21 protein-coding genes are annotated in these 26,693 nt (G+C 68.9%); 8 read left to right on the forward strand and 13 right to left on the reverse strand.

The annotated features are described in order from the left end of the window. Positions 1–543: 543 nt before the first annotated feature. Both AB0J91_RS00005 and AB0J91_RS00010 read left to right on the forward strand, forming a co-directional pair. Positions 544–1,707: an MFS transporter gene (locus AB0J91_RS00005; RefSeq protein WP_363862087.1), complete on the forward strand. Its 1,164-nt coding sequence runs from the start codon at positions 544–546 to the stop codon at positions 1,705–1,707. Between the two features lie 142 nt (positions 1,708–1,849). Further along, entirely contained in the window at positions 1,850–3,112 is a 1,263-nt protein-coding gene (locus AB0J91_RS00010; RefSeq protein WP_363862090.1) for a phosphodiester glycosidase family protein, read from the forward strand. Between the two features lie 76 nt (positions 3,113–3,188). On the opposite strand, the gene dnaE is transcribed toward AB0J91_RS00010, so the two are convergent. The 3 genes from dnaE to AB0J91_RS00025 form a co-directional block, all read right to left on the reverse strand. Continuing rightward, the gene (gene dnaE / locus AB0J91_RS00015) at positions 3,189–6,779 is read right to left on the reverse strand and encodes a DNA polymerase III subunit alpha (RefSeq protein ID WP_363862093.1); all 3,591 of its coding nucleotides are present in this window, start codon (positions 6,777–6,779) and stop codon (positions 3,189–3,191) included. Positions 6,780–6,952: 173 nt separating this feature from the next. Beyond that, entirely contained in the window at positions 6,953–7,408 is a 456-nt protein-coding gene (locus tag AB0J91_RS00020; protein ID WP_363862096.1) for an STAS domain-containing protein, read from the reverse strand. A 144-nt stretch (positions 7,409–7,552) separates the two neighbouring features. Continuing rightward, complete coding sequence (locus AB0J91_RS00025) at positions 7,553–8,125, reverse strand: GNAT family N-acetyltransferase (protein WP_363862099.1); 573 nt, start codon at positions 8,123–8,125, stop codon at positions 7,553–7,555. 210 nt (positions 8,126–8,335) lie between these two features. On the opposite strand from AB0J91_RS00025, the gene AB0J91_RS00030 reads away from it, so the two are divergent. The 6 genes from AB0J91_RS00030 (at position 8,336) to AB0J91_RS00055 (ending at position 14,758) form a co-directional block, all read left to right on the forward strand. Next, positions 8,336–8,818 carry a DUF5994 family protein gene (locus AB0J91_RS00030; protein WP_363862102.1) on the forward strand — a complete coding sequence of 161 codons (483 nt, stop codon included), beginning with the start codon at positions 8,336–8,338 and terminating at the stop codon, positions 8,816–8,818. A 158-nt stretch (positions 8,819–8,976) separates the two neighbouring features. Beyond that, positions 8,977–10,170 carry a DUF418 domain-containing protein gene (locus AB0J91_RS00035; RefSeq protein ID WP_363862105.1) on the forward strand — a complete coding sequence of 398 codons (1,194 nt, stop codon included), beginning with the start codon at positions 8,977–8,979 and terminating at the stop codon, positions 10,168–10,170. A gap of 184 nt (positions 10,171–10,354) precedes the next feature. Beyond that, positions 10,355–11,686 carry an aminotransferase class I/II-fold pyridoxal phosphate-dependent enzyme gene (locus AB0J91_RS00040; RefSeq protein WP_363862108.1) on the forward strand — a complete coding sequence of 444 codons (1,332 nt, stop codon included), beginning with the start codon at positions 10,355–10,357 and terminating at the stop codon, positions 11,684–11,686. A gap of 99 nt (positions 11,687–11,785) precedes the next feature. Further along, positions 11,786–12,673, forward strand: coding sequence for a dihydrodipicolinate synthase family protein (locus AB0J91_RS00045; protein WP_363862111.1), 888 nt, complete (start codon positions 11,786–11,788; stop codon positions 12,671–12,673). A 17-nt stretch (positions 12,674–12,690) separates the two neighbouring features. Further along, positions 12,691–13,890, forward strand: a complete 1,200-nt coding sequence (locus AB0J91_RS00050) for an MFS transporter (protein WP_363862114.1) — start codon at positions 12,691–12,693, stop codon at positions 13,888–13,890. A gap of 70 nt (positions 13,891–13,960) precedes the next feature. Continuing rightward, a complete protein-coding gene (locus tag AB0J91_RS00055; protein ID WP_363862117.1) occupies positions 13,961–14,758 on the forward strand; it encodes an SAM-dependent methyltransferase in 798 nt (265 codons plus the stop codon). A gap of 60 nt (positions 14,759–14,818) precedes the next feature. Here AB0J91_RS00055 and AB0J91_RS00060 read toward each other — a convergent pair whose 3' ends face one another. The 10 genes from AB0J91_RS00060 to AB0J91_RS00105 form a co-directional block, all read right to left on the reverse strand. After that, entirely contained in the window at positions 14,819–16,072 is a 1,254-nt protein-coding gene (locus AB0J91_RS00060; RefSeq protein ID WP_363862989.1) for an MFS transporter, read from the reverse strand. A gap of 49 nt (positions 16,073–16,121) precedes the next feature. Next, positions 16,122–16,706 (reverse strand): DUF5825 family protein, encoded by a 585-nt coding sequence (locus AB0J91_RS00065; protein ID WP_363862120.1) that lies wholly within the window; start codon positions 16,704–16,706, stop codon positions 16,122–16,124. A 4-nt stretch (positions 16,707–16,710) separates the two neighbouring features. Continuing rightward, a complete protein-coding gene (locus AB0J91_RS00070; protein WP_363862992.1) occupies positions 16,711–18,519 on the reverse strand; it encodes a RiPP maturation radical SAM C-methyltransferase in 1,809 nt (602 codons plus the stop codon). Between the two features lie 683 nt (positions 18,520–19,202). After that, positions 19,203–20,093, reverse strand: a complete 891-nt coding sequence (locus AB0J91_RS00075; RefSeq protein WP_363862122.1) for a helix-turn-helix transcriptional regulator — start codon at positions 20,091–20,093, stop codon at positions 19,203–19,205. A gap of 211 nt (positions 20,094–20,304) precedes the next feature. Next, a complete protein-coding gene (locus tag AB0J91_RS00080; RefSeq protein WP_363862125.1) occupies positions 20,305–21,291 on the reverse strand; it encodes an aldo/keto reductase in 987 nt (328 codons plus the stop codon). A 14-nt stretch (positions 21,292–21,305) separates the two neighbouring features. Further along, positions 21,306–22,190: an aldo/keto reductase gene (locus AB0J91_RS00085; protein ID WP_363862128.1), complete on the reverse strand. Its 885-nt coding sequence runs from the start codon at positions 22,188–22,190 to the stop codon at positions 21,306–21,308. 115 nt (positions 22,191–22,305) lie between these two features. After that, complete coding sequence (locus AB0J91_RS00090) at positions 22,306–23,265, reverse strand: alpha/beta hydrolase (RefSeq protein WP_363862131.1); 960 nt, start codon at positions 23,263–23,265, stop codon at positions 22,306–22,308. Between the two features lie 43 nt (positions 23,266–23,308). Continuing rightward, entirely contained in the window at positions 23,309–25,228 is a 1,920-nt protein-coding gene (locus AB0J91_RS00095; protein WP_363862134.1) for an FAD-dependent monooxygenase, read from the reverse strand. A 171-nt stretch (positions 25,229–25,399) separates the two neighbouring features. Then, a complete protein-coding gene (locus AB0J91_RS00100) occupies positions 25,400–26,161 on the reverse strand; it encodes an IclR family transcriptional regulator (RefSeq protein WP_363862137.1) in 762 nt (253 codons plus the stop codon). A 129-nt stretch (positions 26,162–26,290) separates the two neighbouring features. Beyond that, positions 26,291–26,644, reverse strand: a complete 354-nt coding sequence (locus AB0J91_RS00105) for a CocE/NonD family hydrolase C-terminal non-catalytic domain-containing protein (protein WP_363862139.1) — start codon at positions 26,642–26,644, stop codon at positions 26,291–26,293. Positions 26,645–26,693: the final 49 nt, after the last annotated feature.

Here is a 26,693-nt window from a genome sequence, read left to right on the forward strand (position 1 = left end):
TCATGCGCCGCCTGCTGCGCGACGTCGCCGAGAACCGCGAAGTCGGCGACGTCTCCACCCTCGCCGACTCCTCGGTCATGGACCTCATCTCCAAGAACCTCCACACAGGAGACTGACCCCGCCACCGGGGGTGGCCGGGCGACCTTCGCCGCCCGGCCACCGGCCTTCTCGACCAGCCCGGCACCTGGTCGTGGTTGAAGAACGCGGCGGAGCCGCAGTTTTCAGGTGTGGGACTGAACTCGCACCGCCCTCCTCGTCGGTCGGTGCCGCGGGTGTGGAAGTTCGGGCGTGCGCTGAGTTCTCGTACCGCGGACGGCTCAGCGTGCGCACCGCCGAGGACAGCTCGCCCCGTGGTCGAGGTAGCATTCCTGCGATGATGCTCGCGCGCATCGCAGGACCAGTCTCCGCGATGCTTGTCAACCACCCGAACGGCGCTGGAGCCGCGCGGGGCCTCGATGGCTGTTGTGCCGAGGGAGCCGCAGTGGTGATGAGCGAGCACCTCGAGACCAGACCCGCGGCCCGAACCGACCGCCGCCTGCACCGATGATCAACGCGAACCGGCAGCTCTGGGCGCTGCTCGGCCACGCCGCGCTCACCCAGCTCATCACCTTCGTCCTGCGTCCCGCCACCACCTACCGGGCGCTCGAACTCGGCGTTCCGGCCTCGTGGCTCGGCGTGCTCTCCGGCAGCTTCGCACTCGTCCCGCTGGTGCTGGCGCTGCCGGCCGGGCACATCGTCGACCGGCTCGGCGAACGACGGGTGATGCTGGCCGGCAGCCTGCTGATGTGCGCCGCGGGCACGTTGCTGCTCGTGCTCGGCCACACCGTGCCCGGCCTGATCGCCGGGAGCATCGTGCTCGGCACCGCGCACCTGGGCGCGATCGTCGGGCAGCAGGCGCTGGTGGCCAACAGCACGACCACGGGCCGGATGGACTCCGCGTTCGGCTACTACACCTTCGCCGCCTCGCTCGGCCAGGCCGCCGGTCCGCTGATGATCGTGGCATTCGGCGGGACGAAGGCGATTCCGGACACCGCACCGATCTTCCAGGCGGGCATCGCCGTCGCGATCGCGCTGGTCGCCCTGACCTTCGCCATCGAGAGCACGCGGACCGAACGCGGCCCGGCCACCACCGAGGACGTCGGCGTGCGCCAACTGCTTCGGCTGCCGGGACTGGCCGGAGCGCTGCTGACGGCGTGCGCGGTGCTCGCCGCCGTCGACATCTCCCTGGTCTACCTGCCCGCGCTCGGAGCCGAGCGCGGGATCGCCTCGTCCCTGATCGGCACGCTGCTGGTGCTGCGCGCCGCCTCCTCGATGGCCTCGCGGTTCTTCCTCGGGCGGCTCTCGGAGGCGATCGGGCGCCGCCGCCTGCTGATCCTGAGCATCTTCGGCGCCGCCGCGGGCATCAGCGTCACCGCCGCCCCCGCACCGGTGTGGTTGCTGCTCCTGGCGGTCACCGTCGCCGGTTTCGGGCTCGGCGTCGGACAGCCGCTGACGATGTCCTGGCTCGCCGAGTCCGCCCCACCGGGCGCTCGCGGCCGCGCGATGTCGTTGCGGCTCACCGGAAACCGCGCGGGCCAGGTCATCATCCCCGGAGCCATCGGGATGGTCGCGGCCGGCCTCGGAGCGGCGGGCGTCCTCTGGGTCACCGCCGCCGGACTCGCCCTCACCGGCGTCCTCGCCCGCAACCTCCCGGTCAACCGCTCGTGACCGGCCCCAGATCAACCACCGGCTCCGGCCCTCGTCGATCCGCTGCGGCGGAGCGCGGTGCCACGCCCGCGTCATGAACACTTCACCGACTGGCCAACCGCAGGAACCCGAGAACGTTCCGCGGGCCGTCGAGCCTGGGCCCATGACCCCGACCTCCCGACGCACGCGCCGCTCGCCCGCTCTCGCGGCGGGACTCGCGATCGCGGCCGTCCTCCCGTTCCTCCCGACGAACAGCGCCGACGCCGAGGGCGACCGGCTCCCGCTCGGCGACCCCGATCTGGCCGAGACGCGATCGACGCGCGCGCTGGCCGAGGGCGTCGCACTGACGCGGATCGTCCGCGGAACCGAGCCCGCGCCGCCGGACCAGATCAACACCACCACCCGCGGCCCCTGGGTGGTCAACGTGCTCACCATCGATCCCACCAGGGCCCAGGGCCGCGTCGAAGCGACCTACGGTCCCGATCTCGCGCCGGTCGAGAAGACCACCGACCTGGTGCGCCTCTCGGGCGCCGTGGCCGGGGTCAACGCCTCCTTCTTCACCTTCTCCGCGAATCCGCAGTACCCCGGTGACCCGGTCGGCCTGGGCGTCTACGGCGGGAAGCTGCTCAGCGAGCCGACCACCGCCGAGGCCGAGGCGGATCTGATCGTCGACAGCAACAGCGACCAGGTCCTCATGGGCCGGACCGCCTGGTCCGGGTCGGTGCGGAACCGGCAGACCGAGGCCACCATGCCGCTGGAACACCTCAACCACCCGCCGGTGGTGCCGTCCGAATGCGCCGAGCTGCCCGACCAGACGCAGTGCGCCCAGCCGGGAGACGTGGTCCTGTTCAACCCCGAGTTCGGCCCCACCCCGTCCGGGGCCGGCACCGAAGTCGTGCTGGACCAGCGCGGATGCGTCGTGCGCAGCTCCGCGACGCGCGGCACGACGCTCGCGGCCGACCAGACCTCGCTGCAGGCGACCGGGCAGGACACCGCAGCACTGCTGGCGATCACCGAGCGGGGCTGCCTCGAGAAGTCCTCGACCTTGACCGACGAGAACGGCGACCAGGTCGACCTGCGACCGGGCCTGTTCGGCGTCAACGGCCGCTACCGGCTGACCGCCGACGGCGAGGTGGTCGTGCCACCGGGTTCCGGTGACTTCTTCGCGCGCAACCCGCGCACCATCGCCGGAACCACCCCGGACGGCACGATCGTGCTGGCCACCATCGACGGCAGGCAGACCACCAGCGTCGGCACCACGATGGACGAGACCGCCGCCGTCGCCCAGGCGCTGGGCCTGACCGACGCGGTCAACCTCGACGGCGGCGGCTCCACCACCATGTCGGTCGACGGCGCCCTCGCCAACAAGCCCAGCGGCAGCGAAGAACGAGCCGTCGGCGACGCCCTCGTCTACGTCGAGGACTAGGACGCCGCGTGGAATCGCCCGTCCCGTCGGACGGGCGATTCCACGCGATGAGTCCCGAGGCCAGAACCTCCGGCGGTCATCTCCCCGCGCGCTCGACCGCGATGCCGCGCACGGACTTGAGCTCCGAGACCAGCTCGGTGCACACGTTGACCGGCCACTGCGGCAGTTCCAGTCGCGTCTTGCCGAGGTGCACGTGCACGGGTGTGGTCCCCTTGTGCGCGGTCAACGTCTGCTTCAGCTCGCTGATCACCTCGGCGTTGAGCTTGCGGGAATCGGCCTTGAGCACCAGGGGCGGTTCGCTGCCGGGGTCGGTCTCGGCCGCGGTGATGTCGATCGGGACGGCGTCGGAGGCGAACACGCTGATCTCGCCCTCGCGCTCGTTGACCCGGCCCTTGACCGCCAGCGCGTTGTCCTCGACCAGGCAGTCGGCGAACATCTCGTAGGACTTCGGGAAGAACAGCACCTCGATGCTGGCTTCGAAGTCCTCCAGCGTGACGATCGCCCAGGGCTGACCGTTCTTGTTCAGCCGCCGCTGGATGCCGGAGATCATGCCGGCGATCTTGGGCTGCTGCTCCTTGCTGCCGTACCCGCTGGGCTCGCGTTCGCCGCCGACGAGCTCGGCGATGCTGGTGTCCTGGTACGGAGCCAGCAGCCTCTCGGCACCGTCGAGCGGGTGCGCGGAGACGTAGAGCCCCAGCATCTCGCGCTCGTAGGCCAGCAGCTGCTTGCGCGGCCACTCCTCGTCGGTGAACTGCAGGTGCGCCAACGGCGAGGTCTCCTCGCTGGGACCGGCGTCATCGCCCCCGAACAGGTCGAACTGCCCCATCGCCTGCTGGCGCTTGAGCCCGATCACCGCATCGACCCCGGCCTCGTGATGGGCGTTGAGCGACATCCGGGTGTGGCGCAGCGAGTCGAACGCACCGGCCTTGATCAACGACTCGATGACCCGCTTGTTGCACGCGGTGATCTCGATCTTGTCGAGGAAGTCGGAGAACGACGAGAACTTCCCCTTCTCGTCGCGGGAGGCGATGACCGATTCGACCACGTTGGCGCCGACGTTGCGAATCGCGCCCATGCCGAAGCGAATGCGCCCCTCGACCGCGGTGTGCTCGGTCATGGACTCGTTCACGTCCGGCGGCAGCACCTGGATGCTCATGCGCCGGCACTCCGACAGGTAGACGGCCGTCTTGTCCTTGTTGTTGCTGTTGGCGGTCAGCAACGCGGCCATGTACTCGGCCGGGTAGTGGGCCTTGAGGTAGGCGGTCCAGTAGGTCACCAGCCCGTAGGCGGCGGCGTGGGACTTGTTGAACGCGTACCCGGCGAAGGGAAGGACGGTCGCCCACAGCTGGTCGATCGCGGCCTTGGAGTAGCCGCGCTCCTTCATGCCGGCCTCGAACCGGGCGAACTGCTCGTCCATCACCTCCTTCTTCTTCTTGCCCATCGCGCGTCGGAGCAGGTCGGCTTGTCCGAGGGTGTACCCGGCGACCTTCTGGGCGATCGCCATGATCTGCTCCTGGTAGACGATCAGACCGTAGGTCTCGCCCAGGATGTCCTTCAGCGGCTCGTCGAGCTCCGGGTGGATCGGTTCGACCGGCTTCTTGCCGTTCTTGCGGTCGGCGTAGTCCAGGTGCGCGTTGACGTCCATCGGACCCGGCCGGTACAGCGCCACGCACGCGACGATGTCGCCGAACCGGGTGGGCTGCATGCGCTTGAGCAGCGACTGCATGCCACCACCTTCGAGCTGGAACACTCCCAGGCTCTCGCCCCGCCCGAGCATCTCGTAGGTCGCGTCGTCATCCAGCGGGATGTCGAGGGGTTCGACCTCGACGGCGTGGTTGTTCTTCACCATCCGCACGGTGTCGTCGATGGTGGTCATGTTGACCAGGCCCAGGATGTCGATCTTGAGCAGGCCGACGTCTTCGCACTGCGGGCCGTCCCAGCCGGTGATGATCTCGCCGTCGTCGCGCTTCCACAGCGGCAGCACGTCGAGCAGCGGCTCCCGCGAGATGATGTGCGCGCAGGCGTGCACACCCGCGTTGCGGATCAGGCCCTCCAGCCCGCGGGCGGTGTCGAAGATCTTGCCGATCTGCGGATCGGTCTCGATCAGCGAGCGGACCTCGGCGGCTTCCGGGTAGCGCTCGTGGTCGGGGTCGACGATGCCCGACAGCGGGATGTCCTTGGCCGCGATCGGCGCGGGCAGCGCCTTGGAGAACTGGTCGGCCAGCTGGAAACCCGCCTGGCCCATGTGCACCCGAGCGGCGTCCTTGAACGCGGCCTTGGTCTTAATCGTGCCGTAGGTGATGACCTTGGCGAAGAACTCCTCGCCGTACTTCTCCTTGGCGTACTGGATGACCCGCTCGCGCTGACGCTCGTCGAAGTCGATGTCGATGTCGGGCGGCGAGTCGCGCTCGGGGTTGAGGAACCGCTCGAACAGCAGCCCGTGCTGGAGCGGATCGATGTCGATGATGTGCAGCACGTACGACAGCAGCGCGCCCGCCGCCGAACCACGGCCCGGCCCCACCCGGATCCCGTTGTTCTTGGCCCACCGGATCATGTCGCCGACCACCAGGAAGTAGGAGCTGTACCCCTTCTCGGTGATGACCTTGAGCTCCCACTCGAGCTGGTCGCGGTACTCCTGGGTGAAGCTGTCGCCGGAGAAGCGACTCGGGATGAACGACTCGACCTCGTCGCGCAGCATCTCCACGTCGGTGCGGCCGGCCTCGACCTTCGCCTGCGGCATCCGGTTGTGCGCGGCGAACGCCTCCTCGTAGCCCTCCACCATCTCGGTGATCAGCAGCGTGCTGTCGGCCGCGCCCGGGACCTCGGTGTCCCAGTACTCGCGCATCTCCTCCGAGCTCTTGATGTGGTAGCCGTCGCCGTTGAACTTGAACCGGTCGGTATCGGCGATCATGGAGCGCGTCTGCAGGCACAGCAGCGCGTCGTGGTGCCCGGCCTGATCGGAGGTCACGTAGTGGCTGTCGTTGGTCGCCACCGTCCGCAGGTCCAGCTGCTGGGCGATGTCGAGCAGCTCACCGCGGATGTTGCGCTCCATCTGGATGCCGTGGTCCATGACCTCGATGAAGAACCGGTCGGCCCCGAAGATGTCCTTGTAGTCCGAGGCGGCCTGCAGCGCCTCCTGCTTCTGACCCAGCCGCAGCCGGGTGAGGATCTCCCCCGCCAGGCACCCGGAGGTGGCGATGATGCCCTCGGCGTGCTCGGCGATCAGCTCCTTGTCCATGCGCGGCTTGCGGAAGAACCCGTCCATGCTGGCCAGCGACGACAGCCGGAACAGGTTGCGCAGGCCGGTGGAGTTCTGAGCGAGCATCGTCATGTGCGTGTAGGCACCGGCGCCGGAGACGTCGCCGCTCTCGCCGTACTCGTCGACCTCCTTCTTCCCGGTGCGCGCACGCGCGCCCCAGAACACCGGCTTCTTGTGGAACCGGCTCTCCGGAGCGATGTAGGCCTCGATGCCGATGATCGGCGTCACCCCGGACTTGACGGCCTTCTTGTAGAAGGAGTGCGCGCCGTACATGTTGCCGTGGTCGGTCATCGCCACCGCGGGCTGTTCGAGCCGAGCGACCTCGGCGAACAGCGCATCGTGCTTGGCAGCACCGTCGAGCATCGAGAACTCGGTGTGCACGTGCAGGTGAACGAACTGATCAGACACGCGGGCGTCTCCGGCTGTGATTCGAGGACTGGACGGAGGAGAACTCTATCCGTCCAACGCGACGCTCCCTCGCATCACCACGCCTCGTGTTGCCATCCAGGCAGGACGCCCCTGACCAGGCAGTTCACGCATTTCCCCACGTCCGGGCGTGTTGCCCGCGTCACCGGACCCGGCTAGGCGGTGAGCATCCGCGCGGGCGGCGTGATCGCGGTGCAGGCCGCCAGGTGAGGTGCCCGGTCCAGGGCGAGGTCAGGACTGCCGGCGCGCACGGCGCGCTCGACCGCCGGTTGACCGGCGATGAGGACGATCCGCAGCCCTCGATGCGGGGCGTAGGTGTTCGCCGCGGAGAGCAGCTCCAGTCCGGCGACGCCGAGGAAGGTGACCGCCGTGAAGTCGAGGACGATCGAGGTGTGCTCGACGAGCAGAGCGGGCCAGAGCAGACCCGCCAACTCTCCAACGTTGCTGGAATCGATGTCGCCCGCTGCGGTCAGCACCGTCAGATCGGCACGCGGGCGGGTCAGCTGCACGTGCAGTCCAGGCGGTCCGGACACCTCCGTGGCCGGTGCGGTGCGTCGTTCGTCGAAGGTGACCAGCGCTGCGTCCTGGACGCGGGTTCGTGCTGCGGTCATGTGCTGCTCCCGGAGTTCGCGGAACCGGCAGGGCAGGCGTGGTCGTGGAGGCGAATCGACGAGGGGAGCAACCGCGAAACACCGACGCCGCGTCGCCTGAACGGTGAGCCTTCTGCTCAACCAGCTAGGCCAATGCTACTCCGCTCATTCGGGTTCGAAACCCGGTGGAAGCGCACCCGGTCCCATCTTGCCGAGATCAGCGGGCCGGAGCCGGTACAGCTGCATGGGCTGCCCGAAGTACTTTCCGGTCTCGCCCACCCACTCCATGCCGTTGCGGCGGATGGTCGACACCGCGCGGGTGTTCTCCGGCCGCACGACGGCGTAGAGCTCATCGGCGTCGTTGCTGAACGCCCACTGCGCCATCGCGTAGGTCGCCTCGCTGGCGTAGCCCTGCCCCCACGCCTCGGGATGCAGCTGCCACCCGATTTCGAGGTCCTCGCCGCCCGGCGGCAGCGGCAGCAGCGTCCCACCACCGATCACCACGGCATCCTCGCGTCGCTCAACGCACCACCGCCCGGTGGGAGGTTCCGCCCGCAGGTCCTCGACGATCCACTGCCGCAGCAGCACCCGCATCGCCGCCAGATCCGGGACTCGGTCCATGATCGGGCTCAGCCAGCGGGCGACATCGGCGTGCCCGAAGACCTCGAAGGCCGCGGGCACGTCCTCCATCTCCCAGCTCCGCAGGATTAGCCGGTCCGTGACCAGGCGTTCAGCCATGTGGCCAGCCTAGCGGCGCGCCCGTCAGCCGGAAGGGACATCAGTCCTACGACGGGGCACCCGTCGAGCCGGGCATCGAAGCCGCCAAGGCCCTGATCAAGGACTTCCGGCGTAGGCTGAGATCAACGAGGTTCTCGGCAACGTGAGCGGTCCAGCCCGCAGTCCCGGGGGTCAGCACCGGTCGTCGACCGACCGGGAAGGAGTTCCGCCATGGGACCCGACCAGCGTCCGGGAAGCGCCGCACGCCTCACCCTCAAGCCCGCGAGCAGCTCGCGGGGATTCGTCGACGGCGCCTGGTGGCCGCGTTCGACGGACCCGGCGACGGAGTTCACGTCGCTGCTCACCGCGCTCACCGCCACCTCGGGACCGATGACCCGGCTCGCCTACAACCTGACCGCGTGGAACCCGGCCCCCAGGAAGCTCCGCGTCCAGGGGCACCAGGTGCGCCTCGAAGGCTTCCGCACGCTCGACCGGCGCACGGTCAGCCTGACGGACCCGAGCGGGCACCACCTGGTCCTGCTGCTCATCCCCGCCGACACGACCGAACCCCGCGGGAACGCGGCCCTGGCGAGGGCGGCCGAGCACAACAGCGTCGCCTCCCCCGCCGAGCTGCTGGCCGATGATCCGACCTCGACGGAGGAGTCGTCGGAAGCAGTTTGGGAGAGCGAAGGAGGCCACCTGCTCCCGAGCTGACGGATCCACACCGGATCTCTGTCCACATAAGACTCCGTGGGCGGAGCCGCTGCTGCCGCGTCGTCCAGGAGTAGTAGACCGGAACTGTCCCAAAGTGCTAGTCGATCGGGCCTCGCGGCCGATCCGCGGACCCGACCGCGAGTGCGACTGTCTCGCACGTGAATTCGACGACGCAGATCATCACCAGCGAACACGATCCTCCGAAGCGGGCGCACCAGGTCAGGCTGGTCGGCCTGGACGTGGCGCGGGGGCTCGCGGTGTTCGGCATGTTCGCCGCGCACGTCATGCCACCCACCGCCTGGCCGTCCGCACTCGCGGCCGGCCGCGCGGCGGCACTGTTCGCGGTGCTCGCCGGGGTGTCGATCTCGCTGCTCAGCGGCGGATCTCAGCCCTTCGACCGGAACCGGATGCGCGGCGCCAGGGTGCGCATCGCCGTCCGCGCGGTCCTGCTGTTCCTGCTCGGCATCGCGCTGACCACGCTTCAGGTGCCCGCGATGGTGATCCTGGCGTTCTACGGGGTGCTGTTCCTGCTCTCGATCCCGCTGCTGCGGCTGCGCGCGGGTGCGCTGGCGATCCTGGCCGCGGTGCTGGCGATCGGCGCACCGCTGCTGTCGTTCGCGTTGCGGAGCGGGATCGACACCAACCAGCTCGGATACGCCCCGAACTTCGGCGACTTCGGTTCGGCGGAAGGACTGTGGACCGTCTTCCACGGCGTGCTGCTCACCGGGGCGTACCCGGTGCTGACCTGGCTGCCGTTCCTGCTCATCGGCATGACGTTGGGCAGGCTCGACCTGCTCGCGGTGCGCGGCAAGCTGATCGCCTCGGGCGTGGGCCTGGGAGCGCTCGGCTACGGCGGCTCGTGGGTCGCGATGAACCTCTTCGGTGGTGAGGAGAGCCTGCTGTCGACGCTTCCTGACGGGCTCCCGCCGGAGATCCTCGACGCGGTCATGTCGTCCAGCCTGGGGACCGCGCCGACCACGTCCGCCGTCTGGTTGCTCACCGCCGCCGCGCACAGCGGCACCCCGTTCGAGATCATCGGTGCCGGCGGGGTGGCCATCGCGGTGATCGGGCTGTGCCTGTTCGGTCAGCGACTGCGCGGGTTGCTGCTGCCGATCTCCTCGGTCGGGGCGCTCGCGCTGACCGCCTACGCCGGGCACCTGCTCGCCCTGACGGCGTTCGGAGCCGAGCAGCTGGGACGGCTGAGCGTCGAGAACCCCTACGCCCCCTGGCTGGTGCTGGTCGCCGCGACCGTGCTGATCACGACCGCCTGGCGGGCGCTGCTGCACCGCGGCCCGCTCGAATGGGCGCTCCACCACGCCTCCACCGCCCCAGCCCGCTTGATCGCGCGCTGACATCACGAACACCGGCCGGGGCGCGGGAACCACCTCCCGCGCCCCGGCTTGTGGGGGCGAACCCGAGTTGATTTCATTCACCACTGAAACCACAGATGCCCCAAATTGCATCGACCACCGCCCGGTTCGTGAGCCATGCCACTCGCGATCGCTTTTATGTCCTAGGACATTTAACGTCGTCGGGGTGGCGCGCAGAGAACATCCCGAGGCGATCGCCGGGTCCAGCGCTGCGGAGATCGTCGAGTCGATCCGCAGGCTGATCAACTCCGGCGGTTTGGCGAAAGGTGCCGCGCTGCCGCCGATCCGCGGGCTCGCCGCCGACCTGGGGGTCAACCGCAACACGGTCGCGGCCGCCTACGCGCAGCTGGCCGCGGCGGGGCTCGTCGAGACGCGGCGTCGGGGTGGAACCGTCGTGCTCGGAGTTCCCGCGCTGGACGGCGAGGGCCGCGGGGCCGCTCGTGAGCTGGTCAACCTCGCCGACGGCAACCCGGCGACCGAGCTGCTGCCCGATCCCCGGGCGGCCTTCGGCTCCGGGTACGTGCCGGCGTTGTACGGGCATCCGCCGATCAACGAGCGCCTGGCGGCGTGGGCCGACTCCGAGATGGCCCCCGAGGTCGGGGCCGTTCCGCGCGGGCTCGTGCTCACCCACGGCGCGGCCGATGCGGTGGAGCGCCTGCTCGGCGCGCACCTCACTCGCGGTGATGCGGTGGCGGTCGAGGATCCGTGCTTCCTGTCGAGCATCGGCACGATGCGGCTGAACGGCTACCGGAGCGTTCCGGTGGCCGTGGACGCGGACGGGATGACGCCGGAGGGGCTGTCCCGGGCGCTGGAGGTCGGCGTTCGGGCGGTCGTGTGCACGCCGCGGGCGCACAACCCGACCGGCGCGAGCCTCACCGGCGAACGCGCCGACGAGCTGCGAGAACTGCTGTCCCGGCACCCGGAGGTGCTGGTCATCGAGGACGACCACTTCTCGGCGATCTCGGCCCGGCCCTACCACCGCATCACCCCGGCGACCGCGCCGCGCTGGGCCCTGGTGCGGTCGATGTCGAAGTTCCTCGGACCAGACCTGCGACTGGCGTTCGTGCTGTCCGATGAGGACAGCGCGGCCCAGTTGAGCGCACGGCTGAGCTCGACGGCGGGCTGGATCAGCCACGCCCTGCAGCACATCGTGGCGACGATGCTGCACGACGAGGAGACCGCGCGGCTGCTGCGGCACGCCCGCGACACCTACGCCGAGCGCCTGCGCTCGCTGACCGGTGCGCTGCACGAGCACGGCATCCACCTGCCACCGGACCGCGACGGGCTCAACGCCTGGATCCCGGTGGGACGACGGGAAAAGCGGCTGATCGACGCGCTGGCCGCGCGCGGCTGGGCGGTGCGAGGCGGTTCCGACTTCGCGATCACCGAGCGCGGCGCGGGAGCGCTGCGGGTGACCACCTCGAACATCAGCCCGCAGCAGGCTCAGGCGTTCGCCGCCGACCTCGCCGCGGTCCTGCACTCGAAGAAGGGAACCTGAATGTCCGCTCCGGACGAGCACGCTCCCTTCCCACACCACCGACACCTGCTCCGCGCAGCGCTCCACACCGCGCTGCCGGCCTGACCTTCGGGAGGATTCATGTTCACCGGTCTCAGCGCGTTCCCGCTCACGCCCATCACCGAGCGCGGCATCGACGAGGAGTCCTTCGCCGGGCTCGTCGAGCGGCTCGCCGCTGCGCGCGTCGATTCGATCACCGCGCTCGGCTCGACCGGCTCGTACCCGTACCTGGACCGCGCCGAGCGCGCCCGCGCGGCGCGACTGGCCGTCGACCACGCGGGAACGATCCCGGTGATCGTCGGCATCGGGTCGCTGCGCACCCGCGACGTCCTCGAACTCGCCGAGGACGCCCAAGAGGCGGGCGCTTCGGGCGTGCTGCTGGCGCCGGTGTCCTACCAAGCGCTCACCGAGGACGAGGTGTTCGGGCTCTACGAGGACGTCACCGCCGAGCTCTCGGTTCCACTGGTGGTCTACGACAACCCCGGGACCACGCACTTCACCTTCACCGACGCCCTCTACGCCCGCATCGCCGAGCTCCCCCACGTCGCCTCCATCAAGATCCCCGGGGTGCCCACCGACCCCGGAGCAGCCGAGCAACGCGTCGCCGCCCTCCGCACGTCGCTGCCGTCGGTGACGGTCGGTGTCAGCGGGGATCCGCTGGCCGCAACCGGTCTCAACGCCGGGTGCCACACCTGGTACTCCGTCGTGGCCGGGACTCTGCCCGAACCCGCCCTGGCGATCACCCGCGCGGCCGAGGCCGGTGACGCGGCCTCGGCCGCCGCGGAGTCCCAACGGCTGCAACCGCTGTGGGAGCTGTTCGGCCGCCACGGCAGCCTCCGCGTGGTCTCCGCGATCGCCGAAATCCTCGGTCTCGTGGGGCATCCCAACCTGCCGCGACCGCTGCGCGAACTGCCCGACGACGATCGCGCCGCGGTCGCCCGAGTCGTCCGGCGACTCGAACTTCGCTGAGGGTGGTTCGGGAGGCGATGACCGAGGAGAGCACGACCACGCGAACCCGCAGCGGCGCCCTGCTGCGGTACGTCCTGGCCGCGACCCTGGCGCGCACGGCCGACGGTGGCGCGGTCGTGGCCATCGTCCTGCTCGTCACCACCAGCGGAGATGCGGGCTGGCTGGCCGGTGCGCTCGGCGCCTGCATCACCGCACCGCACCTGCTCGGCCCCTTCGTGGCTCGCAGTCTCGACACGGCACGAGACGGCCGCCGCGTGATCGCGCTGGCGAGCGTGGTCCACGGCGCCACGCTCGCCGCGGCAGTCCTGCTCTACCCCGTGGCGCACGCGCTCGTGCCCGCGGTGCTGCTCATCGCCTCCGGTCTGCTCGGCCCGCTGCTGACCGGAGGCATCAGCAGCCGGTTGCCCGCCATCGCCGGTCCCAGCCGCACCAGCCAGCGCCGGGCGCAAGGATGGGACGTCGCCACCTACGGCATCGGCGGCACGGTCGGGCCGAGCGTCGTGGCAGCGGTCTCCGCCTGGGCCTCACCGCTGACCGCAGCTCTCGTGCTGGCCGCGGGCACCTGCCTCGCAGCCGCTTTCGTGATGCTGCTGCCGCCCTCACCACCGGCTGCCGACGCCCGGGACGTGCCGCGTCCGGCGCGCACGCTCGCGGTGATGCTCTCCACCGGCCCGCTGCGCCGGACCCTCTACCTGACCATGATCGTCGCGTTCAGCGTGGCCGCCCTGCCGATCACCGCGGTCGCGAGCACGGGTCTGCTCGGCACCGGCGCCGCAGCCGCCGGAATGCTCACCGCCGCCTACGGTCTGGGCAACCTCGCCGGATCCGTCGGAGTCATGGCCCGCCCGCTCGAAGGCAACGCCGACCGGCTCATGACACGGCTGGCCGCCGTCGTGGCCGTCACCCTGGTCGCAGTCGTCCTCGCCCCCTCCTTCAGCCTCGCCACCGCCGCCTACGCGACCGCCGGCATCGCCAACGGCTACTTCTTCGCCTCGACCCTCGCAGCCCGCAACGAGTACGCCCCTCCCGAGATGCGCGGTCAGGTCTTCGTCTGGACCGGCGCGCTCAAGATCACCGCCGGCTCCGCGGGCACAGCGCTCGCCGGAACCATCATCGGCCCCGCCGTCCACCTGCCCCTCGCGCTCGCGATCGCACTGACCGCCGCAGCGGCCCTGGCCTCGACGACCGAGCGCCGATGCGCAGGATCGATCCGGTAACCCTGGATGCCTCGGTCACCGACGTGGCATACTCCGCTCCCCCGCTGGGAACCGATCGAGGAGAGGCGCGGTGGAGGAAGTTCCGAGTTGGGTTCCTTCGCAGATCGACTGGAACCAGCCGAGCGTGGCGCGGATCTACGACTACGCCCTCGGCGGCGCGCACAACTTCGAATCCGACCGACGGGCCCAGGACGCTGCGCTGGAAGTCTTCCCGTACCTCAGCGACGCGGCCAGGGCCAACCGCGCGTTCCTGCACCGCGCGCTCCGGTTCTGCCTCGACCAGGGCATCCGGCAGTTCTTGGACCTCGGCTCCGGAATCCCCACGGTCGGCAACGTGCACGAGGTGGTCCAGGAGGTCGATCCCGAGTCCCGCGTCGTCTACGTCGACCACGATCCCGTCGCCGTGGCGCACGCCCGCAGCATGCTCACCGCCAACCCGCGCGTCGTCATCCTCAGCGAGGACATCCGGGCACCGCACAAGATCCTCGAACACCCGGACACGCTGCGGCTCATCGACTTCCAGCAGCCCACGGCCCTGCTGATGGTCGGCATGCTCCACTACGTCAACGACGCGGCCGCACCCCAACGCCTCCTGCGCGACTACCAGGCCCCCATGGCACCCGGCTCGTACCTGATCGCCTCGCACCTCACCAGCGACCTGCCCGAGATGCGGGCCGCGGCCCCGTTCTTCGACGACAGCCGGAACCCGATGACGCTCCGCAGCAGAACCGAGATCGAGAGCCTGCTCGCCGACTTCGACCTCATCGACCCGGGCGTCGTCTACACCGTCGAGTGGCGCCCCGAGACCCCGCCGGGCGACCACCCGGAACGCTCCGCCTGCTACGCCGCAGTAGCCCGCCCACGCTGATCATCCCGGACTCCGAACTGCGCACTGCGCAGCCGCATGCCGTCACCCACCCAGGAGTCCCTACCCAGGTGACGATTCGACGACCTCACCGGCCTCGGCGTGGTTGATCGCCCGGGCCAACCCGAGCAGTCTCGGAGCCGAGAGCACAGCGATCGCTATGACGAGGACGGCCGCTCCGATGATGACCGCACGCAGTGAGGTCATCGAGGCGACCGGACCCGCGAGTGCCGCACCGAGTGGCATAAGTCCCCACGCCAGCACCCGGTGCGCACTGGTCACTCGCCCCATCAGCGATCGTGGCGTGAGCCGTTGACGATTGGCCGAGGAAAGCACGTTCCACGCGCCAGCACCGACGCCCATGACCAGGTACGCCACCCAGGCAACCCACTGAGATCCTCCGGCACCCAAGGTCGCGATGCCGACGGCCAGAACAACGAGAGCGCAGATCATCACCCGCCCACTGCCCCATCGCAGCGCCAGCCTGGACGCGAGCGGCGCTGCAGCGAGCGCTCCGACCGCGGTGCATACGAGCAAAGTAGCGACCGACGCCGCCGGAAGACGCAGCGAATCGATGGCATAGAGGAACGCCACGGCGTTGACTCCGCTGGTCACGAAGGCGGTCACCCCGACGACGCCGACCACCACCCGCAGCGTGCGCTGCCGCACGAGAAACCGCATGCCTTCGAGAACCTCAGTGCGCAGCGCTGTGATCTCCCTCTTCTCCGGTCGTTCGATGCGGACGCTCACCGTCGCGGTCAGAAGCCCCGCGACGACGAACGTGATTCCTACGGCAAGAAAGCAGAATTCCGGCCTCCACGCGAACAACCCCGCGGCGGCCAAGGGGCCCGCGATCTCCACCCCCGCGGTCTCTGCGCTGACCACGCGCCCGTTGGCACGCTCTAGTTCAGACCGACCGGCCAACGTCACCAACAGCGTCTGCCCGGCAGCGTCAGCGAAGGTCTCCGCGCTGCTCAGCATGAACGCGCATACTGCCAAGACGGCGACGTTCGCGCTTCCCAGCGTGATCAACGCGCCCAACGACAAGGTCAGACCGCTGCGGACAACGAGGCTGAGGATCAGTGTGGTCCGCGGAGGCCACCGATCTACAAGCGCCCCGGCGGGCAGGGCGACGACCAACCAGGGCAACACCGACGCCACCGCCACGATCGACACCGACAGCGGATCGCGAATGCTCACCGCGGTGAACAACGGCAACGCTGCCGTGAGCACCCCGTCTCCAATCGACGAGGCACCCCATGCCGCGAGGAGACGCCGGAACGCACGGCTACGGAGGCCCGTCGCCGATGCACCCATTTCGCTCACGCCTCGTTCCCCTCCACACGCTCACAGCTGTTCACCGCGGTCACAGAGCCATTGCCGGTACCGGCCAGCGGCGAAGGCGCGCCGGGGCCCACCACGCGAGGTCTCCGACCCGAACCACCAGGCCGTGTTCGATGAGAAGGGCGACCGCAGCGGGGTCACACTCGTTCGGGTTCAACCCGGCGGCGAGTTGGTGCACAACGTCTTGCAGGTAGGGCTCATCGATCGTGTAACAGTCGAGCACGCCGGATCGTCGATCACGGATCTGGATGAACCCAGGTCCCTGCCGCAAAACGCATTTCCCCGGATGGAACGCGGTGCACCACGCATCTACCTCAGCACTCGTTCCCGAAGGCGGAGGTAGATGCGCGAACCACTTCCACTCGAGCGGAATCGCGGCAGCCGTCCACTCGACCGGCATGCCCCAAGCTGCCAGTTCGCGAAGCAGATCGAGAGGCCGGCGGGCCGTGTCGTCGGTCAGCCCGATCGGCTCCGTGAACACGACTCGACGGATGCGGTCTGTGAACAACGCCTCCGCCTGCTCGGGCGCCGCAGTCGAAATTCGTTGACGCATCACCGGTTCGCGACCGAGGCGACCTCGGTGGTGCAAATGAGCTTCGATCTCCACGCGTTCACCCGACCCTCAGCTGCCGCTGATTGTTGGCTTCGGACACGACGTGCACGTAGTGCCCGTCATCGGTGAAGACCAGACCGAGTGCCAGCCAGGAGTTCAACGTGTCCTGGATTCCCGGGCCGAATTGCTTCTGGAGTGTTGACAAACCCCTAGGGCGATCAAGCAAATCGAACACGGCCACATCGGTGCCGGCCAGCACGAGTTCGTGCTGGCCGAACCCGGGACGGTCGTCCGTGATCACGATCTCGGCATCCATCCGCACACATTCCAGGGCGCTTGCCGGATGAGCAGCCCGCCAGGCATCCGCAGCATCCAACAAGTGCTTTTCGGCATCGGCCCCGATTCCTGCGGGCTCACTGGTGAACAAGTAGGCGATATCGGCGAGTTCTGCAGATGGCAGATCGTAGTTTCGTGCGTACTGGGGGTCAGGGCTGCGCTCCGAGAAACCCAGGTCCAGGCGGTCGAAATAGGGACTGAAACGCTCCAGGGCAATGCGATCCGCGCCGTCCATCGGCGGGAGATGGTGCAACGCAGTCATTTGATCGAGCACAGCAATGTAGTCCGACTCCGACTCGCCAGGGAATCCGTACAGGTAGTTCCACATCACGGTGAGGCCCAGCGAACTGGCGTCACGGAGAAACCGCACGTTCTGGCAGCCAGTCACGCCCTTGTCCATAATCCTGAGGACGCGAGTGCTGAGGTTCTCGATGCCTGGCTGCACCTGGACGATGCCGGCATCGACGAGCAGGCGCATCTGATCGAATCGGAGGTTAGACTTGACCTCGCATTGGATCCGCAGATCGCACCCGGATTCGACGAGTGCGGGCAAGACCGTGTTGAGGTAGCTCATGTCAAGGATGTTGTCCACGAGGTAGATATCGAGCACCTGGTGCTGAGCCACGAGTTCGAGCAACTCGTCGTAGAACCGCTTCGGGCTCTTGCTGCGAAACTCCATGAAAGCCCCGTTGAGACCGCAGAACGTGCAGTGGTGCTTTTCTCCCCACCAGCAACCACGGGATCCTTCGACGACCAACTTGGGTTCCACCTCGGTGGATGCAGAACAGGAAGAGTGCCGGTCGAAGTAATCACCGAAGTCAGGCGAAACGATGCTCCCCGGCGGTAACGGGGCAGCGCTCGGCGCATTCGCTCCGGCCTCCGACTTGTGACGCCAGCACAGCCCCGGAATCTCCGGAAAACCGTCACCGGAAGCGAGAGCGTCAAGCAAAGCTGGGAACGCAGCCTCACCTTCCCCGCGGATGACGAAGTCGACGAACTCGAAGTTCCGATGCCAGGCCGCGCCCTGCGGTCCTTCGCAGTTCGCCCCGCCCAGCACAGTCCGCAATGCAGGATCGATCCGCTTCAGCTCACGAGCCAACGCAAGCGAGGCCGCATTCTGCTGAAACGTCGTGGTGAGGCCCACGAGAGCGTTGGCGGACTCCGCCAGGTTCTTGGCATAGGTCGAGATCCAATCCGGCACGAGCTCGTGCAGTTGAACGCACAGCCGAAGCTGCGCCTCGTCGACGTCTGCGCGATGCGCCGCCCAAAACTCCTCGACACGCCATGCCCGATCGTCGTAGAGCGCAGACGTGAAGACCCAGTCACCACAGCCCTGGAAGTAGCTGTCAAGACTGAAGAAGTCGTACTCACGCAGGCTGGCGCCGAACTCTCCGTGCATCCAATCGAAGAAATCGAGGTTCGCATCCACGACAGTGACTCGATGATCCCCGCCGCGTTCGGCAGCCGCTTTAAGTATTCCGCATGCCAGTGACGGATACGAAACCGATGCCCACGGCATGTTGACCAACATCACGTCCACTCGATCACACCTCCGACTCGGACAGCGACGACTGCGAAACGGGGTGGAGCGGCGAGGCATGCGTGCATCCCACAGCCGCCCCACTTATCCGCTACTTCGAGATCCGCACGCCGGTGGTGCCGCCGCCGATCACGTGCGGGGAGTTGTGCACCGTCTTCTTCTTCATTCGCTCACCCCCTCAATATTTCGATCTTGGGCCGCAGGCATCGTTTACCACGCGGCCAAGCATTGAACCTGGGGAGATGGATCAGTTGCGAGGTTCGCGACTCTACCAGGGGTGACAGCGGACCCAATCCCAAAACGACCAATCTTCCGCGCGCACGGAACCTTGTTTTTCACTCATTTCCCAATAACCCGAAGGCCGTATCAAAACGAACAGATGGACTTGGCTAGAATTGCATCACAGCACCCGAAAAGAGCAGCATTGCTGCCACAAGATTTGAACGTTCAACGTCCGACGTCAACGCGATCCGCGCTGAAGACAGCACTGATCTCACACACCCATCTCACCTCAAGCAGGCGGATCACATTTTCTGGAGACGCAGCGGCCCTGGCCTCGACGATCGAACGATCACGCAGGCCACCGCCTCGAGAACAGCGCAGGCCACGAGATTCCTGCGCCGCGATCATGAAATAGACTGCCACGAAGACAGTTCGGCCGCTCGGCGCTCCCGTCAGCTCTTGTCGGTTTCGGCCGGGTCGAGGTCGGCGTGGTCCTGGGTGGCGGCCCAGCTGGCGAGCAGCTTCAGCGCATCCGCGGTCGGGCTGTCGGCCGGTGCCGTGTAGATGTTGAGCGTCAGGCCCGGTTCCGAGGGCAGTTCCATCGACTCGTAGTCCAGGTCGAGCTGCCCGACGACCGGGTGGCGCAGGCGCTTGCGGCCGCTGCGGTGCAGCTGCACGTCGTGCGAGGCCCACCGCTCGCGGAACAGCTCGCTCTGCGTCGACAGCTCCCCCACCAACTCGATCAGCGCGCGGTCGTGCGGATTGCGACCCGCCTGCAAGCGGAGCATCGCCGCGGCGTCGTTGGCGACCTTGTCCCAGTCCACGAAGAAGTCCCGGGCTGCCGGATCGAGGTAGACGAACCGCGTGGTGTTCGCCGGCCGCCGGGGATCGGCCAGCACCGGCGCGTACAGCGCACGAGCGAGGTCGTTCATCGCCACCACGTCGTGGCGGTCGTTCCGCACCCACGCCGGGGCGTCGCTGATCGCATCGAGGACCTGCTGCACGGTCGCACGCACGCTGGTCGGCACGCTGGTGCGCCGCCGACGACCAGGCCCGGCCGCACGAGCCAAGGCGAACAGGTGCTCTCGCTCGGCCTCGTCCAGCTGAAGCGCCCGCGCCACGTTGTCCAGCACGCTCTCGGACGCACCGGCCAGGCTGCCGCGCTCCATCCGGACGTAGTAGTCCACCGAGATGCCCGCGAGCATGGCGACCTCCTCGCGGCGCAGGCCCTTGACCCGCCGATTTCCGCCGTAGGCCGGGAGTCCTGCTTTCTCCGGTGTGATGCGCGCCCGCCGCGAGCTGAGGAACTCGCGGACCTCCGCGCGGTGGTCGGTCTTGCCCATGCACCCAACGTAAGCCGCTCACCGCAGCACAGCCAGGTACTGGCATTACCCGGGAGAACCCGGTGGGTTGCCCGGTACGAGGCACCGTGAGGCCTGGTGCGGCAGCTACCGCGTCCGATCGCGACGGAAGCCCGCTGAAGGCGATTGCGCTTCAACGGGCTTCCTCACCATCACGTGAGCGACGAGCCGGGTGCCGACGCCCCCGCGCAGGTCAGAGACCGACCATGGACATGCCCACGGGGTTGTAGCGGTCACCCCTGACCCCGGTCCGCGCAGCCAGGGCGTCGAGGTCGGCGACCTCATCGGCCGACAGGGCGACCCGAGTGGAACCGGCGTTCTCGTCGATGCGGCCGGGACGGCGCGTACCGGGGATCGGGACGATCCACGGCTGCTGAGCCAGCAACCAACCCAGAGCGATCTGACCTGGGGTGACGCCCTTGTCCTCGGCGAGCCTCCGGACCTGGTCGACCAGCGTCTGGTTGGCGTCGAGGTTGTCGGCGTCGAAGCGCGGGATGGTGTTGCGGATGTCGCCCTCGGCGAACTCCGAGGTGCTCACCGTGCCGGTCAGGAAGCCCTTGCCGAGCGGGCTGAACGGCACGAAACCGATGCCCAGCTCCGCGCAGGCGGGCAGCACCTCCGGCTCGGGATCGCGGGTCCACAGCGAGTACTCGCTCTGCACCGCGGTCACCGGGTGCACCGCGTGCGCGCGGCGGATCGTGCCCGCACCGGCCTCCGACAGCCCGAAGTGCCGGACCTTCCCCGCCTCCACCAGCTCGGCCACCGTCCCGGCGACGTCCTCGATCGGCACGTCCGGGTCCACCCGGTGCTGGTAGAACAGGTCGATCACGTCGATGCCCAGCCGCCCCAGCGACTCGTCGGCGACCCGGCGGATCTGCTCGGGCCGGGAGTTCGTGCCGACCATCTTCCCGTCCTGGATGTCCCAGCCGAACTTGGTGGCGATCACGACCCGGTCCCGCAGCGGCCGCAGCGCCTCGCCGACGAGCTCCTCGTTGACGTAGGGCCCGTAGACCTCGGCGGTGTCGAAGAAGTCGATGCCCGCTTCCTCGACGGCGTAGCGGATCACTCCGATCATCTCGTCGCGGTCACCCGGGTTGGGGCCGTAGCTCTGGGACATGCCCATGCAGCCCAGACCGATCGCCGAGACCTCCAGCCCCTGGCCAAGCGTGCGCGTGTGCATCGTGCGGTTCCTCCTCATGCTTCCGGGATCTCGATGCCGAAGTTCTCGCGGGTGATCTCCTCCGGCTCCGGTCCACCCCGGATTCCGGTGTCCAGATCGTCGATCGCCGCGAGTTGTTCAGCCGTGAGCTCGAAGTCGAAGATCTGGAAGTTCTCCGCGATGCGCGTCGGGGTGACCGACTTCGGAATCACCTGGCGGCCCTGCTGCAGGTGCCACCGCAGCATCACCTGCGCCGGAGTCTTGCCGTGCCCGTCGGCGATCTCGCCGATCACCGGATCCTCCAACGTGGACCCCTTTGAACCGTCGCGGTAGAAGGTGATCCCGCCGATCGGCGACCAAGCCTGGTTGAGGATGCCCCGTTCGGTGTCGTAAGCCAGCAGCTCGGACTGGCGGAAGTACGGGTGCACCTCGATCTGGTTCACCGCAGGCACCACGCTGGTCTCGCTCAGCAGCCGGTCCAGGTGGCCGGGCATGAAGTTCGAGACACCGATCGCCCGGACCTTGCCGTCGGCGTGCAGCTTCTCCAGCGCCCGGTACGCCTGGATCGTCAGGTCGAACTCACCGGGCAGCGCCTGGTGCAGGATCAGCAGGTCCAACTGCTCGACGCCGAGCTTGCCGACCGCCTTGTCGAAGGCGTGCAACGCCGCGTCGTAACCGTAATCGGAGATCCAGACCTTGGTCTCCAGGAACACCTCGTCCCGGGACAGACCCGAACGACGAACCGCCTCACCGACCTCGCGCTCGTTGCCGTACGCCGCAGCGGTGTCGATGTGCCGGTAACCGACCCGCAACGCCTCCTCGACCGCCGCGGTCGTCTCCTCCGGCGCCGACTGGAAAACGCCGAACCCGACCGACGGCATCACCACATCGTTGTTCAGCCTGAACGTCGAAATCGTCATGCCCTCGACGCTAAGCCCGCCGCGACCTGCCTGGGAGTGTCCACTGAGCCAGGTACTCCCAGTCCCCCCCGATCCGATGAAATCTTCACGGTCGCTTCATTCGGTCGACGTGCCGTCATGGTGCCGGGTGCAGAGCGCGGCGGAGCGCGTCGCGGGTTTCGGTGGCTTGGCGCTGGGACACCGCCGCACCCGTGAGCACCGTCGAGCGGTGGAAAGTGCCGGGGAACAGGTGCAGTTCGACGGACACGCCCGCGCGCAGCAGGCCGGAGGCGTAGGCCAAGCCCTCGTCGCGCAGCGGATCGTTCTCGTACACCGACACGTAGGCCGCGGGCAGGCCGGACAGGTCGTCCGCGCGGGCCGGGGCGGCGTACGCGGGGATGTCCCCGTTCCAGCCGCGCAGGTAGTGCCGCCAGCTCAGCACCGCGTCGTCGTGGTTCCACAGCGGTGTCGCGTCGAACGTGCGTGCCGAGAACGTCTCGACGCGGTCGTCGACCTCCGGGGCGTCGAGCACCTGGAAGCGCACCGGCGGGCCGCCCCGGTCCCGGACAAGCATGGTCAGGGCGGCGACGAGCCCGCCACCCGCGCTCATGCCGTACACCCCGATGCGCGCGGCGTCCACGCCCAGCGGCTCGGACTCCGACGCGATCCAGCCGAGCGCGGCCTCGCAGTCCCGCAACGCCGCCGGGTACGGATGCTCGGGGGCCAGGCGGTAGTCGACGGCGACGACGACCGCGGGCACGTGCGCGCACAGGTCCACCGCCTGCGCGGTGAGGGAATCCACGCCTCCCATCACGAACCCGCCCCCGTGCAGCAGGAGCACGGCGGGCAGCGGGCCGGGCGCGTCGGACGGGCGGAAGACCCGGACCGGCACCGGCACGCCCTCGGCACCCGCAACCTCGTGGTCGGTCGTGGTGACCTCGCCGGGCACCTCCTGCGGAACGTTCGCGGCCAGCTCCGCCATCCGCGCTCGAGCGCCGTCGAGGTCGTGGATGTGCAGGTCAGGCAACGCGGGCACGGCAGCGGCCAGTTCGGGATCGAGATGCACGGTGCGCCCCCAGGTGCGGGATGACGCCACGATCCCACCGAACCAGCCCGACCCGCCACCGCTGCCGCTCGCTCTAGCTCCCGCCGGAGAGGGCCGGGGACGTTGCGGCCTCGACGAGGACTCCGCGGAGGAAGTCGACGAGTTCCTCGTGGGCGTCGAGCGGGAGGACGTGGGCCACGTACTGGTCAGGACGGACGACCACGAGGGCGCCGCGTTCCCTGTCCAGACCGCGCAGGTCGAAGACGTCGGTGGCCGGGTCGGGGCAGAAGACCTTCTCGTAGTCGACGAGCTCGAACGGTCCCTTGCGCGGCAGGAGGACCGACGGCAGGTCGTCGACCGCGATGTCGCGATGTCCCTGCTGCAGCACCGCCCGGACGTCGATCACCGAGTCGGGGTCGGCACCGGGTGGGGTGAACCGGGCGATCGGCGAACCTCCGGAGGCCAGGAACCGGGCCAGATACCGCAGCCGGGAGTCGGCACTTCCCGGGTGGGCGCGGTCGGCGAACGCGTAGAGGCGCCAGGCGCCGTCGGCGCGGGCCGCGTGCCCGAGGTGCACCGGCTTGGCGTCGGCCAGGCGGATCACCGGCGCCGAGTGGAACCGCATTCCCAGCGGGAACCCCTCCGCCAGACCCTGATGAGGTGATGCCGCGGTGAGCGGGGAAGGCTGGTAGCGCACGGCGACCCCGGCGGTGAACCGGCCCTGCTCGCGGAAGTAGTGCTGGAACTTCTCCGGATCCGCGCCACCCTCATCGCCGTCCGAGCGGGCGCTGAACAGGCCCGCGAACTCGCGGTCGAAGTCGATGAGCTGCTGGGCGACGGCCTGCCGCTCCTCTGAGTAGGTGCGCAGCAGTTCGGGGCGCGACGTGCCGCGCAGCACCGTGCCCAGCTTCCACCCGAGGTTCCATGCGTCGGCCATCGAGACGTTCATGCCCTGCCCGGCCTTCGCGCTGTGGGTGTGGCAGGCGTCGCCGGCGATGAACACCCTCGGCTCACGCGCCTCGTCCGCGTCGTCGAAGCGGTCGCAGAGGCGCTGGCCGATCTCGTAGACCGCCCACCAGCCGACGTGCTTCACCTCGATCGAGTAGGGGTGCAGGATCCGGTTGGCGACCGCGGCGAGCTTCTCCGGCGTCGCGCTGCGGTCGCGCAGCATCTCGGCGTCGCGGTCGTTGTCGAGCTCGATGTAGAGCCGCACCAGGTACCCGCCTTCGCGCGGGATGATCAGGATGCTGCCCTGCTCGGAGTGGATGGCCGACTTGAGCCGGATGTCGGGGAAATCGGTCACGGCCAGGACGTCCAGCACACCCCACGAGCTGTTGGTCGCGTCCCCCTCCAGGCGGCGGCCGATGGCCTCCCGGGTCCCGCTGCGCGAACCGTCGCAGCCCACCACGTACTTGGCCCGGATCGTCGAGGTCTCGCCTGTGGGCTCGAAGTTCTCGACGTGCTGCAGCGTGACCGCGACCGGGTGCTCGCCGTCGGTGTCGACCTGGACGTCGGTGGCGTGCAACCCGTAGTACGGCTCGGCTCGACTCGCCGAGCGGCTCATGTGGTCGCGCAGGTAGGCCAGCATCCGGGCCTGGTTGACGATCATGTGCGGCATCTCCGAGATGCCCTCCTCCACGTCGTCGACGCGCCCGGCGCGCACGATCGCGCCGCTGCCCTCGGGGTCCGGCCGCCAGAAGCTCACCTCGTTGACCTGGTAGCCCTCGTGGATGAGCTGGTCGGCCAGGCCGAACGCCTCGAACATCTCCACGGTGCGGCAGGCGACCCCGTCGGCCTGGCCGACTTCCAGCGGTCCGTCCCGCCGGTCGACGATCACCGTGCGGAGCTCCGGGAACTGCGCGAGCTGGGCAGCCAGGACCAGGCCGGCCGGACCGCAGCCGATGATCACCACGTCAGCGGTGTCCGGCAGCCCGGGAGGCCGCTCCGCGACGGACGGGTGGGGCTCGTCCACGAACGGGTCGCCGGGCTTGTAACCGTCAAGGTAGAACTGCACTGGTCTGAACTCCTCTTCGCGTCGAACTCCGCGGGCCTGGGGCGCCCGCTGAGCTCCGCCCGGAGCACCGGGTAGCGCGTTCCACCCTGCGACGGACCTCGACTGAGGAACAGGTAGTTCTGCTGTGAAGAATTGCCCGGTTCCGCACGCGTGAGCAACCGGAGGCCGTGGTCAGCGCTCGTTCAGGTCCTTCTCCAGCGCGCTCGCGACCGAGGCGAGGATCGCGACGATCGGCCGCAGCCGCCCTCGGTCGTACCGCACGCTGGGCATCGAAACCGACAACCCAGCGATCGCAGCACCCTCCGGAGAACGGACGGGCACGCCGATGGCCACGACCCCGCGCTCCGAACGCCCCTGGTTGAGCGCGAATCCGTTGCGCCGGACCTTCGCCAACTCCCGGCGCAGCGCGTCCAGGTCGGGCAACTCGGTCTGAGCCGCACCGGCGTAGGTGGAGTCGAGCTCGTCGTCGGTGAGCTCGGAGAGCAGCAGCAGACCCGCGGTGGTCTGGTGCGCGGGGAAGACCATCCCCTCGCGGGAGCCCACCCGCAGCGCCTGCTGGCACTCCGCGCAGGCGATGAACCGGGTGGTGCTCCCGGTGCGCACCGTCAGGTTGACCGACTCCCCCAACTCGTCGACGAGCCGGTGCAGGTGCGGCAGAGCCGCCTGCCGCAGCCGGGAGGCCGTCGACCGCGAATGCGAGGCGAGCTCCAGGACAGGACCAGGGCGGTAGACCTTGCTGTCGTCCTGCGCGGCGAAATCCCGGTAGACGAGCATCGCCAGCAACCGGTGGGCGGTCGATCGCGCGACACCCAGGCGCGCAGCAGCGTCGGCGACGCTCAGACCGCCTTCGAGCTGCAGGATCGTCGCCAGCCGCAACGCGTGATCAACGCTGGCGATGGCGTACACCGGGGGCTGCTTCATCTCCGTCGCCATCAACCCTCCGCTTCCGATTCTGCCATGCAGAATACCCGATTCCAGAGCCGTGCAGCCGCTCCCGCGCAGGCCATGACCGACTGGCCGAAGGACTCCCTGCGCAACCGCGGCCCGGTGATCGCCCAGCGGTCAGACCGTGCACGGCAGGACCAGCCGGGACGGGTGCTGCGCGTCCCGGTAGACCTTGTGGGTCACCGGGTGCCCGACCGGCAGGTGGAAGGCGTCCGGCGGGAGCAGCGCGTTGTGCGCGTCGGCCAGCGGCTCGGCGTTGGATAGCTCGGCGACCAGCCGGTGCCCGGACAGGAACGTGGCGGCGAACGGGTAGAGCCGCAGCACGTACTCCTCGACCTCACCGGGTTCGACCGGCACGGCGCGGGTGCGCGGGTGGTGCGGGTCGCCGTCGGTGGTGCGCTCGTCGAGTTCGCGGTGCGATGCCACGAGGAACGCGAGCAGATGCTCGACGTCCTCACCGAGTCCTGGCACGGCACCATCGGCCGCCGCTGAGCACCGCAGCTGTCGGGACTCGCAACTC

The organism is Saccharopolyspora sp. NPDC049357, from assembly GCF_040677225.1.
Taxonomy (GTDB): Bacteria; Actinomycetota; Actinomycetes; order Mycobacteriales; family Pseudonocardiaceae; genus Saccharopolyspora.